Genomic DNA, 14,340 nt, shown 5'->3' on the forward strand with positions numbered 1-14,340 from the left:
ACGGGCGGGAGCCACTTTGTTCACCCACGGTACAAAACTACCCCGCTCTCCCGCCAGCGGGTGCACCGGGTGTTCGCCGGCCTGCCGTCCGGGCGTCACCCGGCGACCGCCTCCCACAGGCTCCACACACCGAGGGCCAGCATGAGCAGCGCCGCTATCCGCGTGATCAGCTTCAGCGGCACCCGCTTCATCAGCGCCTTGCCGCCGACGATGCCGAGACCGGCCACCGCCCACAGCGCGAGCACGGCGCCCAGGCCCACGGAGATCGGGTCGTCGTACCGGGCGGCGAGGTTCGCCGTCATGATCTGCGTGAGGTCGCCGAACTCGGCGACGAGGATCAGCATGAACCCGGCCCCGGCGACCTTCCAGAAGGACTGGTCCTCGGGCTTGCGGACCTCCTCCTCGTCGTCGTCCTTCTTGAACAGCAGCACCGCCGCGCCGCCGAGGAAGAGCACACCCGTGATCGCGTGAACAAGCTGCTGCGGCAGCAGGGTCAGCACACTTCCCGCCGCCACCGCCAGGGCGACGTGCACCGCGAAGGCGGCGGCGACGCCGGCGAAGACGTACGAGGCGCGGTAGCGGGTGCCGAGGACGAGCCCGGCGAGCGCGGTCTTGTCGGGCAGTTCGGCCAGGAAGACGACGCCGAAGACGACGGCCGTCACGGTCAGGCTGATCAAGGTTCCTCAATCGGTCGGGGGCTGCCCCGCCGAGAGTGACGAACTTGCGCGCAAGACACCTCGGCACGGCAGAACACACGGTGCCTGTGCCGTACGGCACAGGCGTGCACTGCTTGCCGAAGGTCTCGCCGGCCGACCCTCGCGGGCCTGCCTCCGGGCGCCGGCTCAGGCTGGCTGAGCAGTATGTCGACGGTCCGGCAAAGGGCTACTCCCCTTCTGCGCCGTCCATGGTACGTGACGTCCGCGCGGACCCCGAAAGCCCGTCCCCCACGACGGGTCCCGCACCCCCGTGCGCGGAAACTTCACATCTGAACCATAGACGTGTCATGAGCGCGTCATTAACTTCTTACCGGACCCACGCCTCCCGGCAACAGGGCGCCGCGAGCATTCCCCTGCCCGCACGCCAATCCCCGCACCCCACAAGGGAGTTCGCATGACGAAGTTCTACGCGCGTCGACGGCTCAGCATAGCCGCGGCCCTCACCGGACTCATAGCCTCCGCGGGGCTGTTCAACGCCCCGGCCGCCTCCGCCGCCCTTCCCACCCCGGTGAGCGCCGCCACCGCCCGCGGCTACCTCGCCACCCTCCCCGTGCGCACCGAGAGCCGCACCGGCTACAACCGCGACCTGTTCCCGCACTGGATCACCGTCAGCGGCAGCTGCAACACCCGCGAGACGATCCTCAAGCGCGACGGCACGAACGTCGTCACGAACTCCTCCTGCGCCGCCACCAGCGGCAGTTGGTACTCCCCGTACGACGGCGCCACCTGGTCCGCCGCCTCCGACGTCGACATCGACCACATGGTGCCGCTGGCCGAGGCCTGGGACTCCGGCGCGAGCTCCTGGACCACCGCCCAGCGCCAGGCCTTCGCCAACGACCTCACCCGCCCGCAGCTGATCGCCGTCACGGACAACGTCAACCAGTCCAAGGGCGACCAGGACCCCGCCACCTGGATGCCGTCCCGCACGGCCTACCGCTGCACGTACGTCCGCGCGTGGGTCCAGGTGAAGTACCACTACGACCTGGCGGTCGACTCGGCCGAGAAGTCCGCCCTTCAGGGGTACCTCAACAACTGCTGACGCGGCACGGCCCGAACTGCCGGGTGCGCCAATCTCCCCGGTGGCCTCCGTCGCTGCGTACCGTACGGGGCGACGGAGGAAGGGGTCACCATGGCCGGACTGCGGCTCGGACCACTGCTGAGGTACGTCGACGGCTCGTCCGCGACCGTCTGGGCCGAGACGGACGGCCCGGGCACCGTGGAGGTGCGCTGTCCGGACGGTTCCGGCGGGACGTCCGGCACCTTTCAGGTGGCCGGTCACCACTACGCGCTGGTGCGCGTCACCGGCCTCGCGCCGGGGACGGCCACCCCGTACGAGGTGTTCGTGGACGGCACCCGGGTGTGGCCGCTCGACCGGAAGCCCTTCCCGTCGTTCCCGCCGTCGGTGATCCGCACCCCGGCCGGCGACGACCGTGCGCGCATCTCCTTCGGCTCCTGCCGCTGGGCCTCCCCGCCCACCGGGGAGCCCGACCCCGTGGGACCCGACGCCCTGGACGCGCTGGCGAAGCGCATCGCCGCCGATCCGGAGGGCGAACGGCCCGACGTGCTGCTGCTCCTGGGCGACCAGGTGTACGCCGACGAGACCTCCGAGGCCACGAGGGAGTGGCTGGCCGGGCGCCGCGACCTGAGCCGGCCGCCGGGCAGCCAGGTGGCGGACTACGAGGAGTACACCCACCTCTACTACGAGTCCTGGCTCGACCCGCAGGTGCGCTGGCTGCTGTCCACCGTGCCCACGTGCATGATCTTCGACGACCACGACGTGATCGACGACTGGAACACCTCCGCCTCCTGGGTCGAGGACATGCGCGCCACCTCCTGGTGGCGGGAGCGGGTGCTCAGCGGACTGATGTCGTACTGGGTGTACCAGCACCTGGGCAACCTCTCCCCCGCCGACGTCGACGCCGACCCGCTGTACGCGGCCGTACGGAAGGTCCCCGACGGCACCGACGCGCTGCGCGCCTTCGCCGCCGAGGCGGAGGCCGACGCGACGGCCGTGCGCTGGAGCTACCGGCGCGACTTCGGCCGGGTGCGGCTGGTCATGGTGGACAGCCGTGCGGCGCGGGTGCTGGAGGAGGAGCGGCGCTCGATGCTCGACCGGGACGAGGCCGACTGGCTGCGCGCCCAGGTGTTCGACGACCGCGCCTCGTACGACCACCTGCTCATCGGTACGTCGCTGCCCTGGCTGCTCCCCCACCTGGTGCACGACGTCGAGGCGTGGAGCTCCGTGCTGTGCCGGGGCGACAAAGGGCCGCGCTGGGCCCGTCTCGGGGAGAAACTGCGGCGGGCCGCGGACCTGGAGCACTGGTCGGCATTCCCGGACTCGTTCGCCGAGCTGGCGGAGCTGGTCGCCGACGCGGGCAGCGGCCCGGACGCGCCCGCCACGGTGTGCGTGCTGTCGGGGGACGTCCACCACGCCTATGTCGCCGAGCCGAGCTGGCCGGGACGTCCGGCGCCGGACGCACGCGTGCTGCAGCTGACCTGCTCGCCGGTCCACAACTCCATCCCCTCCTCCATGCGGGCCGGCTTCCGCTTCGGGTGGAGCGCCGCGGCCCGGCGGCTGGGCCGGGTGTTCGTGCGGCACGGCGGGCTGGGGCGGCCGCCGGTCGGCTGGCGCCGGACGGGCGGGCCCTGGTTCGGCAACCAGCTCATGACGCTGGCCACGCGGGGGCGTTCGGCGGCGCTGCGGCTGGAGCACGCCCAGCAGGAGCAGGCCGGTGTGCGGCTCCGGCGCGTGATGGAGCGGCAGTTGAGCCGCTGAGACCGGCGTGCACCTGTGAGTCCGCTGTGCAACGGGGGGTGGATCCGGTCACCCCGGCGGCCGGGCGGGCGGGCCGGTGCGCGCGGTGACATGCGCAGAGGGGCCTCGGGGGCGGCCGAAGGAGGGCTGAACCCGTGGCCAAATGTTGAACTTGCAAGCATCTTTTAGGCACACCTAACGTGGGATCACGACTCGGTTCCGCCCCCAGGACCGGCCTCTTCCGGGGGCCGGTTCGTGACCGAAGGAGATCCCCCGCATGAACGGACGCCTCACCAGCGCCCAGCCCTACGCCCTGGGCCTGTTCCGCATGGTCGTCGGACTGCTCTTCGCCTGCCACGGCGCCGTGTCCCTGCTCGGCCTGCTCGGCGGCACGGACGGCAACGGCGGCACCGTCGAGACCGGCACCTGGCCGGGCTGGTACGCCGCCCTGATCGAACTCGTCGGCGGCGGGCTCGTCCTGCTCGGCCTCGGCACCCGCGCCGCCGCGTTCATATCGTCCGGCGCGATGGCGTACGCGTACTTCAAGGTGCACCAGCCCGAGGCCCTCTGGCCGATCCAGAACCGCGGCGAGGGCGCGGCCATGTACTGCTGGGCCATGCTTCTGCTCGTCTTCACCGGCTCCGGGGCCTTCGGGCTCGACCGCCTGCTCGCCAAGCGCTCCACCGCGCAGGAGGGACAGCCGGCGGAGCAGACCCCGGTGACCGCGTGACCGGCCCTGACCGTCTGATCGCCTGACCGCTTCACCGCAACGACCGCACGACCGCACGACCGCACGACCGCCGGAGCCTCCCCACGGCACCCGCACCGAGTCGCACACGTCGCCCCCTGCCGCACACCGGGCAGGGGGCGCCCTCGTGTCCGGAACGGGAACCGGCGGCGCCGGGCGTACGAACCCCCCGTGACCTTTCTGTCACTTACCGGGCGTACGCTGTATGGCTGTCATCGGCCTCTCCTGCCACTCCTGCCGCTTCCCCCGCGACAGCGCGGCGGGGCACGGGCCCACGGGGGCGTACGGGGAGTGCGAGTGGAGAGTGTCGGGTCGCTGGTCGGCAGCCCGTGGATCTACGCGGTGGTGGCCCTGTCGGTCCTGCTCGACGTGTTCCTCCCGGTGTTGCCCAGCGGGGTGCTGGTGATCACCGCGGCCACGGCGGCGGCCGCGAGCACCGCGGCCTACGTGCCCGACATGTTGATCCTGACGCTGTGCGCCGCCACCGCCTCCGTCCTCGGCGACCTGGTCGCCTACCGCCTCGCCTGGCGCGGCGGCCCCCACCTGGACCGGGCCATCGCCCGCTCCCGCCGGCTGCGGAGCGCGCAGGAACGTCTCGGCGCGGCGCTCGCCCGGGGCGGCGGCGGCCTCGTGGTCCTCGCGCGGTTCGCGCCGGCCGGCCGCTCGGTGGTCTCCCTCGGCGCCGGCGCCGCCCGCCACCGCGCCCGCGACTTCCTCCCCTGGTCGGCCCTGGCGGGCCTGTCCTGGGCGGGCTACAGCGTCGCCCTCGGCTACTTCGGCGGCCAGTGGCTCGGCGCCACGTGGCTGGCCACGGCGGTCTCCGTCGGCGCGCTCTTCGCGGCGGGCGCCGGCGCCGCCTACCTGATGCGCCGCCCGCGCCCCTCCCAGGCCCAGGCGCAGTAACCGACGCGCGGCCGACACGGGGGGCAGGTCGGGCGACCGCCGACCGTCGCGAACGGCCCGCCGTCAGCACTCAGCACCCGCCGGGACCGGCCATTCCGCCCGGGACCCGCACCCGGCGGGTGCGCGGCGCGATCCGCAGGCGTCGCGGAGCCCGCGCGGCCACCCCAGGCCGGCGGGGCGCCACATCACGGCGAGGCCCGCAACGGGCGACACGGCCGCCCACCCAGTGTCCGGCGAGCGTCACCGGCAGACGCACCATCCGGCTTCACGGCCCTCGCCGGGGGCCTCGCGCCCCCTGGCGCCACGGGTCGACGGCGTGCCGTCGGCCCGCCGACGGGGGTTCAGCTCGCCGCTTGGCGGGCCGGGGCGCCCCGGACCTCCAGGTTGCCCAGGAGGTCGGCCGTGGCCTCGGCGATCGCCTCGACCGCGCGGTCGAACACCTCGCGGTTGTGGGCGGCCGGGGCCCGGAACCCGGACACCTTCCTGACGTACTGCAGGGCGGCGGCCCGGATCTCCTCCTCCGTGGCCTCCTCGGGCAGCGCGGGCGGACGCAGGGTCTTGATACTCCGGCACATGCCCCCAGTCTTGCGCCTCGGGCCGCCCGGGGCCACGAAGGAGTGAATCCCGCTCCAGGACCCCTGAGTAACTCGCCACCCAAATTCGAACAGGCGTATCATTGTCGTGTGGCTGCGACCTATGACTTTCCGAGTGACCTCCGTGCCGGTCAGGAGGAACTGCATCAGGTCCGGGCCGAGCTGTCGGCCCTGCTGAAGCGGCTCCCCTGGTCGGTCGAACCCCTCGACGGGTTCAGTGACGACAACGGCTGGCGCAAGGTCGAGCGCCCCGCCTCCCCCGGCTGGACCGAGGACGAGCAGGCCGAGGTCGAGAAGCTGCGGCGCCGCGAGCACGAACTCGCGGTGTTCGTCAGCACCCACCGCTACTGGACCGCACTCACCGGCACCGACCGCGTGCACGCCCGCTCCGCGCTGAAGCACGCCCGCGAAGCCGCGGAGGACTCGCCGTAGTTCCCGCGCACGGCCAGTGGATTGCACGTGGGGCATCCCGGCAGCAGCATGGAAGTGGACCATCGTTCCAGCGGCCGTGCGTCACATGCGGAGACCACGAGAGGCAGAGGTGAGCAGCCGAAACGTCCTGCGCAGGGGGTTCGCACTCGTGGCCGGGGGCGCGCTGCTGCTCGTCGGCGTCGCGCTGCTGGTGCTGCCCGGCCCCGGACTGCTGCTCATTCTCGCCGGGCTGCTGGTCCTCGCCGAACAGTTCCCCACCGTGGCCCGCTTCGTCGACCCCGTGCGCCGGCGCGCCATGAGCGCGGCCAGGGAGAGTGTCTCCTCTGCCGTCCGGATCGCCGGCTCCTGCCTCGTGGCGGCGGCCTTGCTCGCGGCGGGTCTGTTCTGGGGCGTCATGCCCGAACTGCCCTTCGGCGGCTGGCCGACAGGCGCGGGTCTCATCCTGTCGGCTGTCATCCTCATCGCCCTGCTGGTGTACAGCTACCGCACGACGCGCACCGGTGTCCGCGGGACCGGCTGACCGCGGGACCGGCTGACGAGATCACCGGGCCGGGCTGTCCGCGCGGTCTGATGAGAACCTCCCGGACGACCGGAAAGAGGCCCCTCACCGGGTGGGTGAGGGGCCTCTGGCCTGTGTGGGCGCGGACGGTTTCGAACCGCCGACATCCTGCTTGTAAGGCAGGCGCTCTACCCCTGAGCTACGCACCCCCGGCCCGGGCGGCACCGCCCAGGTCGAGTGGACAGCCTACATGGCCGGGGTCGCGGTCCCGCAAACCCCGTCGGGCCCCGGACCCTGGGGTTATCCCCACCCCATATCCGCCGGTCGGCCGGATCCCCGTGCGACCCCCGGCTCCGTACGGTCGAAGACATCCGAACACCGCCGCAGGGCCAGCCGTCCGTTCCAGGGGGAGACCGTCATGACCGCCACCACCCGCGCCGCCCGCACCACCCGTAGCTCCGGCACCCGGCGGGCGCGGGCCCTCGCGCTCGCCGGTGCCGTCGTGGTGCTCGGCGCGGCCCTGACCGCCTGCGCGTCGGCCGACGACGACACCGAGCCGGACCACCGCACCTTCGCCCTGCCCGGCACCACCCTCACCATCGACTCCGACGACTCGGCGCTGGAGATCGTCGCCTCGGACGCGCAGCCGGCGGGCGAGATCGCGGTCACCCGCTGGTTCCAGGGCAGCGTCACCCTCGGCTCGGGCCCGGAGGTCACCTGGTCCATGGAGGGCGACCGGCTGGTGCTGCGCGAGAAGTGCTCGGGCTTCGTAGCCGACTGCGCCGCCAAGCACCGCATCGAGGTGCCGCGCGGGGTCGCCGTCACCGTCGAGGACAAGGACGGCAGCGTCCGCGCCGAGGGCTTCCAGGACGCGCTGAAGATCCGCACCACGGACGGCTCGGTCCGGGTCACGGACACCAGCGGCCCCCTTGAGCTGCGTACCGGCGACGGATCGGTGCGCGCGGAGGTCTCCTCCCGCAGCGTGCGCACGCAGAGCGGGGACGGCTCGGTGCACCTCACTCTCAGCGCCGTACCGGACCGGGTGGAGTCCCGCAGCGGCGACGGTTCGCTGACCATCGAACTGCCCCGCGGCGCGTACCGGGTGGACACCTCCACCGGGGACGGCGCCGAGGACGTGTCCGTGCCGCGCGACGACTCCAGCGCCCACGAGGTGACCGCCCGCACCGGCGACGGCACACTCACCGTCCGCACGGCGAACTGACGGGCCCGTGTGTTCGTCCTGTACCGGTGGGAGAATGACATCGGGCCGGGCGAACGACAGTACGGGAGAGGGATGTGACGGCGACACCAGCGCAGCCGTACTCGCCGTCGGAGCCGCGCGTGCCTCGCGCGCGCCGGACCGTGTCCCCCCTGCCGCCGGGGCGGCGCCGACGCCGGGCCGCGGAGCCGCTGCGTGACACGCTCGCCCTCATGGCGCTGCCGCTGGTCGCGGCGCTGACGCTGCCCGCCGCGTTCGCCGGCGGCGGCACCCGCCGCTGGTTCGGCGGACGCGCGGAGAACCAGCGCGCCGAGGCGCAGGCCGCCAAGGACGCGGCGGCCGCCGCCTTCTACGAACTCGACACCGCCCAGCGTGATCTGCGGATCTCCGTCGAGACGATCACCGCCGTCGACGACTCCCCCGCCGCCCGCCGGGTCGTCGACGACTTCGCGGCGCTCGGCCGCCGCATCGACGAGGCCAGCCACCACTACATCGCCGCCGTCGACGCCCACGACCTCGACCGGGACGACCTGGACGCCGCCACGGCCTCCCGGGCCCGCACCGAGCTGACCGCCGCCACGGAGGAGCTGGACCGGGTCAGGCAGGACCTGGACCGGTTCGCGGACGGGCTCGGCCCGCTGCTCGGCAAGGCCGAGACCCAGCTGGCCCGGCTGGCGCCCGCCGTGGAACGCGCCCGGCAGGCGCTGCTCGCCGCCTCCCAGGCCCTCGACACCGCCCGCGGCTCCGGACTCAAGGCCGACGACCTCGCGGCCCGGCTCGCCGCGCTCTCCCCGGAGCTGACCAAGCTGAACCAGGGCGCCGGACAGCACGGCGTGCCCGGCACCCTGGACCGGGCGGCCCGCGTCACCCGCGAGGCCGAGGCGGTCCGCGTGGAGGCGGAGCGGCTGCCGGAACGGGCCGCCGAGATCGACCACCGGCTGGTGTCCCTGCGCACCCGCGCCGAGGCGCTCACCACCCGTTCCGGGCAGGTCGAGCCGGTGCTGAGCGAGCTGCGCCGGCGCTTCACCGTCGCCTGCTGGCAGGACCTCCAGGGCGTGCCCGAGATGGCCGGGCGCAACGTCCGGCAGGCGGAGGAACGGCTCGCCGAGGCCCGGGCGGCCCGTGACGAACAGCGCTGGGCGGACGCCACCGCGCTGCTGTCCACCGCGCGGGCGCTGCTGAACACCACCGACGAGGCCGTGTCGGCCGCCGGCGACCGGCTGCGGCGGCTGAACGCCGTGCAGAAGAACCCGGAGCGGGAGATCGAGCGCACCCGGTTCGCCATCCGCGACGCCCAGCGGCTCGCCATGGCCGGCCGCAACACCCCCGATCCGCGCCACGCCCGTCCGCTGGACGACGCCGTGGCCCGGCTGGAGCGGGCCGTCGCCGGGCTGGAGGGCCGCCACCCCGACTACTGGCACTTCCTCACCGAGACGGAGGCGGTACGGGAGACCGTGGGCCGTGTGGTCGCCGGGATCCGGGAGGAGCGCGGGGCCGGCGCCAACTGACCGGTCCGCTCCCGCCGGTCCGGTTAACCTGTGCCCATGCCTCGCTACGAGTACCGCTGCCGCACCTGCGGCGACACGTTCGAAATGAGCCGTCCGATGGCGGAGTCCTCGGCCCCCGCGGCCTGCCCGGCGGGCCACGACGACACGGTGAAACTGCTGTCCACGGTGGCCGTGGGCGGCACCGCGTCCGCGGCGGCCCCGGCGCCCGGCGCGGGCGGCGGGGGCGGCGGCTGCTGCGGTGGGGGCTGCTGCGGCTGACCTCCGTCCTCAGGTCCCCTTCAGCTTGGTCTTCCTAGCGTGGGGGCATGACAGCCGGCGCAGCATACGGGATCACATCCGCCGCGGACACGGGCGGCGGACCGCAGTGGGTCAACGGCCTCATGGACGCCCTCGGCGCCCCCGGGGCCGGGCTCGCCATCGCGCTGGAGAACCTCTTCCCGCCCATCCCCAGCGAGGTGATCCTGCCGCTCGCGGGGTTCGCCGCGAGCAGCGGGCGGATGAGCCTCGTCGCCGTGCTGCTGTGGACCACCGCCGGCTCGGTGGTCGGCGCGCTCGCGCTGTACGGGGTGGGCGCGCTGCTCGGCCGGGAGCGGACGCTGGCGCTGGCGGGGCGGCTGCCGCTGGTGAAGGCCGGGGACGTCGAGAAGACGGAGGCGTGGTTCCTGCGGCACGGACCGAAGGCGGTGTTCTTCGGCCGGATGATCCCGGTCTTCCGCAGTCTCGTCTCGGTGCCGGCCGGGGTGGAGCGGATGCCGCTGCCGCTGTTCCTGGGCCTGACCACGCTGGGCAGCGCGATCTGGAACACGGCGTTCGTGCTGGCGGGCTGGGCGCTCGGCGACAACTGGACCGAAGTCACGTCCGTCGTCTCGGCCTACTCCAAGGTGGTGCTGGCGGCTGCCGCCCTGGCCCTCGTGACCTTCGTGATCCTGCGCCTCCGCCGCGCCCGCACCGCCAAGGCCGACGCGGCCGCCGGGCCCGATGACACCCCTCCCGGCCCCTCCCCCACGGACACCCTCACCCTGCGCCGCCCCGACTGACGGGACCGGCCCCGGCCCTCCCGCCCACGTCGGCGCGACCACCGACACCGTCACCACGCGCCTGAACGCTACCCCGGCACCACCGCAGCCCCGGCAGCACCGCAGCACCGCAGCCCCGGCAGCACCGCAGCACCGCGGCACCGCGGCACCGCGGCACCGCGGCACCGCGGCACCAGGAAACCCCAGGACACGCCACACCACACGGCTTCCACAGCCGCACGCACCGGTGAGCCACCCGCACGCCTGCGTCCCACGGGCACGCGCCCGCACCGGACGGTCGCCGTCGCCACGCGCACCGGTGCGCCCACCGGGACACCGGCGTACCTGGAGGGACTCCCCCACCGCGTGGCTTCTGCCGCCACGCGCACCGGACGGCCCCCGAACACCGGTGCGGGCCCCCTTCGGCGCCGCGCCACCGCGCGACCGTCTCCGCTTCGCCGCGAACGCCTCTGTCGTCCAGCCGGACGGCGGAGGCGGCGCGCCGAGCCGGCGCCCCACGGTGCCCGCACCGCCGCAAGGCGGGACGGGGTCAGCGGGAGCGGATGGTGCGGAGGAGTTCGCGGAGGATGCGTTCGCCCGCCGCGACGCCCCGCTCGGGCAGGGAGCGGATTCCGGGGGCCGTCCAGTCGGCCTCGGCGAGTTCGCCGTGGCCGGGTCGCCAGCCCAGGTCGGCGGCGAGCAGCAGGTCCGCGTCGAGGAGGGAGTCGCCCGCGGCGAGGGTGAGATCCGCGCCGGTGCGCCGGGCGACCTCCCGCATGGCCGCGCTCTTGGTGAGCGGCTTCGGCACGGCGTAGATCTTGCGGCCCTGGAGAGACACCGTCCAGCCGCGGTTCTCCGCCCACTCGCCGAGTTCCTTCACCCACTCCTCGCGCAGCAGCTCGCGCTCGACGACGAGGTAGGCGAAGAGGTCCTCGGCGGTCCGGTGCTTGCGCACCCACACGGGGTCGGCGGTGCGCAGCAGATGCTCCTGCACCTCGGCCAGCGGGGCGCACTCGTCGGCCAGCCGCGCCTGGACCCGCGCGTGCCAGTCGGGGTCGGAGACGCCGTCGACGAGCAGGTGCCCGCCGTTGGCGCAGATCGCGTACGTCGGGGCGGGGCCGGGCAGGTTGATGCGCTGGTACTGCTTGCGGGTGCGGGTCGTGGTGGGGACGAACAGGGCCTCGTCACCCAGCTCGGTGAGGAGCTGGGCGGCGGTCTCCGTCAGGTAGGAGAGGGGCCGGCTCTCGTGGACCTCCACGCACAGCAGCCTGGGCGCCCGCGCGTCGGGCATGGTCAGGGCGAGGGCGGCGGCGGAGTAGATGAGGGTGCGGTCGAGGTCGCTGGCGACGATGACGGGCATCAGCGGCTCACCGCCGTGCCGTCGGCGCCGGTCGCGCCCCGGGTGTAGCGGGGGTGGATCAGGCCGACGCAGGTGTACGGCAGGTCGGCGACCTCCTCGACGGGGACGCCCCGCTGCTCGGCGAGCAGCCGGACGTGGTCGAGGTCGCTCCCGGCCCCGGCACGGGCCAGCACCTTCCACGGCACCCGGCGCAGCAGCACCCGGGTGGTCTCGCCGACGCCGGGCTTGACGAGGTTCACGTCGTGGATGCCGTACTCCTCGCTGATGCGCTCCACCGCTGCCCAGCCCTCCCAGGTGGGCGTGCGGTCGGCGGCGAGCAGCTCCTTGGCCTCTGCGCAGGCGGCCTCGGTGACCTCGTCGAAGCGGGCGGCGACGGCGTCCAGGAAGGCCACCGACAGGTCCGCGCCGGCGAGTTCACGGTAGTACTTGGCGCCGTGGTAGTCGTCGGGACCGACCAGGTCGGCGCGCAGCACGGTGCGCGAGATCAGGCCGGACACCGTGGAGTTGAGGCACGCGGACGGGATCAGGTAGTCCTCACGGGTGCCGTACGTACGGACGCAGGAGCCGGGGTCGGCGAGGACCGCGATCTCCGGGTCGAAGCCGGTGACGCCCTCGGCCTTCTCGAACTCCTCGACGGCCTGGGCGAGTTCGCGCGTGATGGCGCCCTTGCCGGTCCAGCCGTCGACGAACACCACGTCGCGCGGGTCGTGGTGGGCGGCCAGCCAGCGCAGGGCGTTGGCGTCGATGCCGCGGCCGCGCACGATGGACACGGCGTAGTGCGGCAGGTCGAGGCCGTGCCGGTGCTGCGCCCAGCGGCGCATCAGGATGCCCACCGGGGTGCCGGCGCGGGCCAGCGACACCAGGACCGGGCGGGGGGTGCGCTCGGCGAGGACGGTCTCGGTGACCACGCCGACGGCGTGCGCCAGCCGGGCCGCCGACGCCTCCAGGGCGCTGTGGAAGAGCTGCTGGTACTGCTCGCTAGGCTGGTACTCCACCGGCAGCGACTCGGCGTAGTGGGCGCCGCCGCTCTGGATCGCTTCCTCGCGCTCCTCGGTCGGCGCCTCCAGCGTCACGTCCGAGAGGTCCTGGAGCAGCCAGCCGACCTCCTCGGGCGCGTACGAGGAGAAGGCGGGGCCTCGGAGGGGCTCGGGCAGCATGGTGGCGGGCCTTTCGGGGGCGTCCTGGGCGGCGGGCGCGGCGGGCACGTACGACGGTACGACCGCGAGGAGGACCCGCGGGGTGTGTTCGGCGAGCCGGGCGAGCAGGCCGTCGGGCGCGTGCAGCGCGGGGGTGTCGGCGGCCGAGTCGACGACGGCGACGACGGCGTCGAAACCGGCGCCGGCGACGTTGTAGGCGTAGCGCTCGCCGGGGCCGTCGGCGGGGTCGTCGTGGGCGGGGAAGACCAGACGGGTGCGGATGGCGTAGCCGGGGTCGTCGACCGCGAGGACGGGTGAGCGGGTGGTGGTGGAGTAGCGCACCTCGGCGCCGGTGGTGCGCTCCAGCTCGGTGGCGAGGCGCAGGGGGGCGTACATGAGTTCCTCGAAGCCGAGGACGAGCACGCGGTGCGTTTCTTCGGGGAGGGCGGCGGATATTCGGGCCGCCATGGCGGGGAGGGCGTTCTCGAGTGCGGTGCGGTGGGCTGGGGTGAATCCGTGTCGACCGCCGTCAGGCAGACGCGTCGGCCAGCGGAGGTCGACTCGGGTGACGCGGTCGGACGGCGACTGCGGCCCGGTGGGGGCCGGTCGCGCACTTCCCCGCGCCCCTGAGGGTGCTGTCGCCGAGGCGCCTGGAGGGGGCGCGGGGAACTGCGCGCTCGACCCCGACGGCGCCGCGGCCGTCTCATGTTCCGCGACCAGCGCCTGCCCCTTCTCCAGGACGCCGTCAGGCAGCCGCACCGTCCCCGACGCGACCGTCACCAGATCGATCCGCGCCCCGATCTCCCGGCCGAACTCCTCCAGCCGCCCGGCGTCCGCCGCCGACCGCATGTCGACCAGCGCGACGACGACGTACCTCCCCCGCGGATACCGCGCGTGCAGAGCGCGCACGGTGTTCAGCACCGTGTTCCCCGTCGAGAACTCGTCGTCCACCAGCACCAGCGGCCCGTCCCCCGCCAGCAGCGCCGGATCCTCCGGCAGCAGCAGGTGGGAGGTGGCGTGCGAGTGCGACTCCTCGAAGCCGCCGGCGGTGGCGACGCCGGCGACCGGCCGGCGCGTGGAGTGCAGGTAGGGGGCGGTGCCCAGGCCGTCGGCGACGGAGTGGCCGAGACCGGTCGCGGTCTCGGCGTACCCGAGCACGACGGCCCGCCCGGCCGCCTCCTCGCCCAGCAGCTCCCGCACCCGGCGGCCGAGCTCGACGCCGTGCCCGTGGACCACGGACGGAGCCTGGGGGACGTGCTTGCCGAGGACGTTGGACACCAGCAGGTGGGCCCGCTTGGGGTTGCGGCGCAGCGCCAGCCCCAGCAGGCCGGGCAGCCGCTCGTCGCCGGTCAGCTCGACGCCGAGCCGCTCGGCGACCCAGGTGCCGGACCAGGTGTCCGCACCGGCCGGGGTGTCGTGACGCGCCGGCCGGCGCATCCCCTCGTTCACAGCCTT

14 protein-coding genes and 1 tRNA gene are annotated in these 14,340 nt (G+C 74.0%); 10 read left to right on the forward strand and 5 right to left on the reverse strand.

Features of this window, described 5'->3' with window-relative positions:
* Nucleotides 1-95: 95 nt before the first annotated feature.
* Nucleotides 96-677, reverse strand: a complete 582-nt coding sequence (locus tag B100_RS0101915) for a TMEM165/GDT1 family protein (protein ID WP_024882788.1) — start codon at nucleotides 675-677, stop codon at nucleotides 96-98.
* 433 nt (nucleotides 678-1,110) lie between these two features.
* On the opposite strand from B100_RS0101915, the gene B100_RS0101920 reads away from it, so the two are divergent.
* From B100_RS0101920 to B100_RS0101935, 4 genes are all read left to right on the forward strand, one after another.
* On the forward strand, nucleotides 1,111-1,755 hold the full coding sequence (locus B100_RS0101920) for an HNH endonuclease family protein (RefSeq protein ID WP_024882789.1): 645 nt from the start codon (nucleotides 1,111-1,113) through the stop codon (nucleotides 1,753-1,755).
* Nucleotides 1,756-1,845: 90 nt separating this feature from the next.
* Nucleotides 1,846-3,492 carry an alkaline phosphatase D family protein gene (locus B100_RS0101925; protein ID WP_024882790.1) on the forward strand — a complete coding sequence of 549 codons (1,647 nt, stop codon included), beginning with the start codon at nucleotides 1,846-1,848 and terminating at the stop codon, nucleotides 3,490-3,492.
* Between the two features lie 256 nt (nucleotides 3,493-3,748).
* Entirely contained in the window at nucleotides 3,749-4,201 is a 453-nt protein-coding gene (locus tag B100_RS0101930; RefSeq protein WP_024882791.1) for a DoxX family protein, read from the forward strand.
* Nucleotides 4,202-4,516: 315 nt separating this feature from the next.
* The gene (locus B100_RS0101935; RefSeq protein WP_024882792.1) at nucleotides 4,517-5,122 is read left to right on the forward strand and encodes a VTT domain-containing protein; all 606 of its coding nucleotides are present in this window, start codon (nucleotides 4,517-4,519) and stop codon (nucleotides 5,120-5,122) included.
* A 341-nt stretch (nucleotides 5,123-5,463) separates the two neighbouring features.
* Here the strand turns inward: B100_RS0101935 and B100_RS0101940 are convergent, their stop codons facing one another.
* Nucleotides 5,464-5,697: a DUF2277 domain-containing protein gene (locus B100_RS0101940; RefSeq protein WP_024882793.1), complete on the reverse strand. Its 234-nt coding sequence runs from the start codon at nucleotides 5,695-5,697 to the stop codon at nucleotides 5,464-5,466.
* A gap of 108 nt (nucleotides 5,698-5,805) precedes the next feature.
* Here B100_RS0101940 and B100_RS0101945 point away from each other — a divergent pair, with 108 nt between their 5' ends.
* Together B100_RS0101945 and B100_RS0101950 are read left to right on the forward strand one after the other, a co-directional pair.
* Nucleotides 5,806-6,147 (forward strand): hypothetical protein, encoded by a 342-nt coding sequence (locus tag B100_RS0101945; RefSeq protein WP_024882794.1) that lies wholly within the window; start codon nucleotides 5,806-5,808, stop codon nucleotides 6,145-6,147.
* A 109-nt stretch (nucleotides 6,148-6,256) separates the two neighbouring features.
* Nucleotides 6,257-6,667, forward strand: coding sequence for a PGPGW domain-containing protein (locus B100_RS0101950; RefSeq protein WP_024882795.1), 411 nt, complete (start codon nucleotides 6,257-6,259; stop codon nucleotides 6,665-6,667).
* Between the two features lie 116 nt (nucleotides 6,668-6,783).
* On the opposite strand, the gene B100_RS0101955 is transcribed toward B100_RS0101950, so the two are convergent.
* Nucleotides 6,784-6,855: transfer RNA gene (locus B100_RS0101955), tRNA-Val, on the reverse strand.
* 209 nt (nucleotides 6,856-7,064) lie between these two features.
* On the opposite strand from B100_RS0101955, the gene B100_RS0101960 reads away from it, so the two are divergent.
* From B100_RS0101960 to B100_RS0101975, 4 genes are all read left to right on the forward strand, one after another.
* On the forward strand, nucleotides 7,065-7,868 hold the full coding sequence (locus B100_RS0101960) for a DUF4097 family beta strand repeat-containing protein (protein WP_024882796.1): 804 nt from the start codon (nucleotides 7,065-7,067) through the stop codon (nucleotides 7,866-7,868).
* A 74-nt stretch (nucleotides 7,869-7,942) separates the two neighbouring features.
* Complete coding sequence (locus B100_RS0101965; protein WP_078540678.1) at nucleotides 7,943-9,373, forward strand: hypothetical protein; 1,431 nt, start codon at nucleotides 7,943-7,945, stop codon at nucleotides 9,371-9,373.
* 36 nt (nucleotides 9,374-9,409) lie between these two features.
* Nucleotides 9,410-9,631 carry an FmdB family zinc ribbon protein gene (locus B100_RS0101970; RefSeq protein ID WP_024882798.1) on the forward strand — a complete coding sequence of 74 codons (222 nt, stop codon included), beginning with the start codon at nucleotides 9,410-9,412 and terminating at the stop codon, nucleotides 9,629-9,631.
* Nucleotides 9,632-9,678: 47 nt separating this feature from the next.
* The gene (locus B100_RS0101975; protein ID WP_024882799.1) at nucleotides 9,679-10,410 is read left to right on the forward strand and encodes a DedA family protein; all 732 of its coding nucleotides are present in this window, start codon (nucleotides 9,679-9,681) and stop codon (nucleotides 10,408-10,410) included.
* A gap of 529 nt (nucleotides 10,411-10,939) precedes the next feature.
* Here B100_RS0101975 and B100_RS0101980 read toward each other — a convergent pair.
* Both B100_RS0101980 and B100_RS0101985 read right to left on the reverse strand, forming a co-directional pair.
* Nucleotides 10,940-11,749 carry a hypothetical protein gene (locus tag B100_RS0101980; RefSeq protein ID WP_024882800.1) on the reverse strand — a complete coding sequence of 270 codons (810 nt, stop codon included), beginning with the start codon at nucleotides 11,747-11,749 and terminating at the stop codon, nucleotides 10,940-10,942.
* Complete coding sequence (locus tag B100_RS0101985; protein ID WP_051489914.1) at nucleotides 11,749-14,322, reverse strand: phosphoribosyltransferase; 2,574 nt, start codon at nucleotides 14,320-14,322, stop codon at nucleotides 11,749-11,751. The genes B100_RS0101980 and B100_RS0101985 overlap by 1 nt, the downstream gene beginning before the upstream one ends.
* Between the last annotated feature and the right edge of the window lie 18 nt (nucleotides 14,323-14,340).

It is taken from the genome of Streptomyces sp. CNH189, assembly GCF_000527195.1.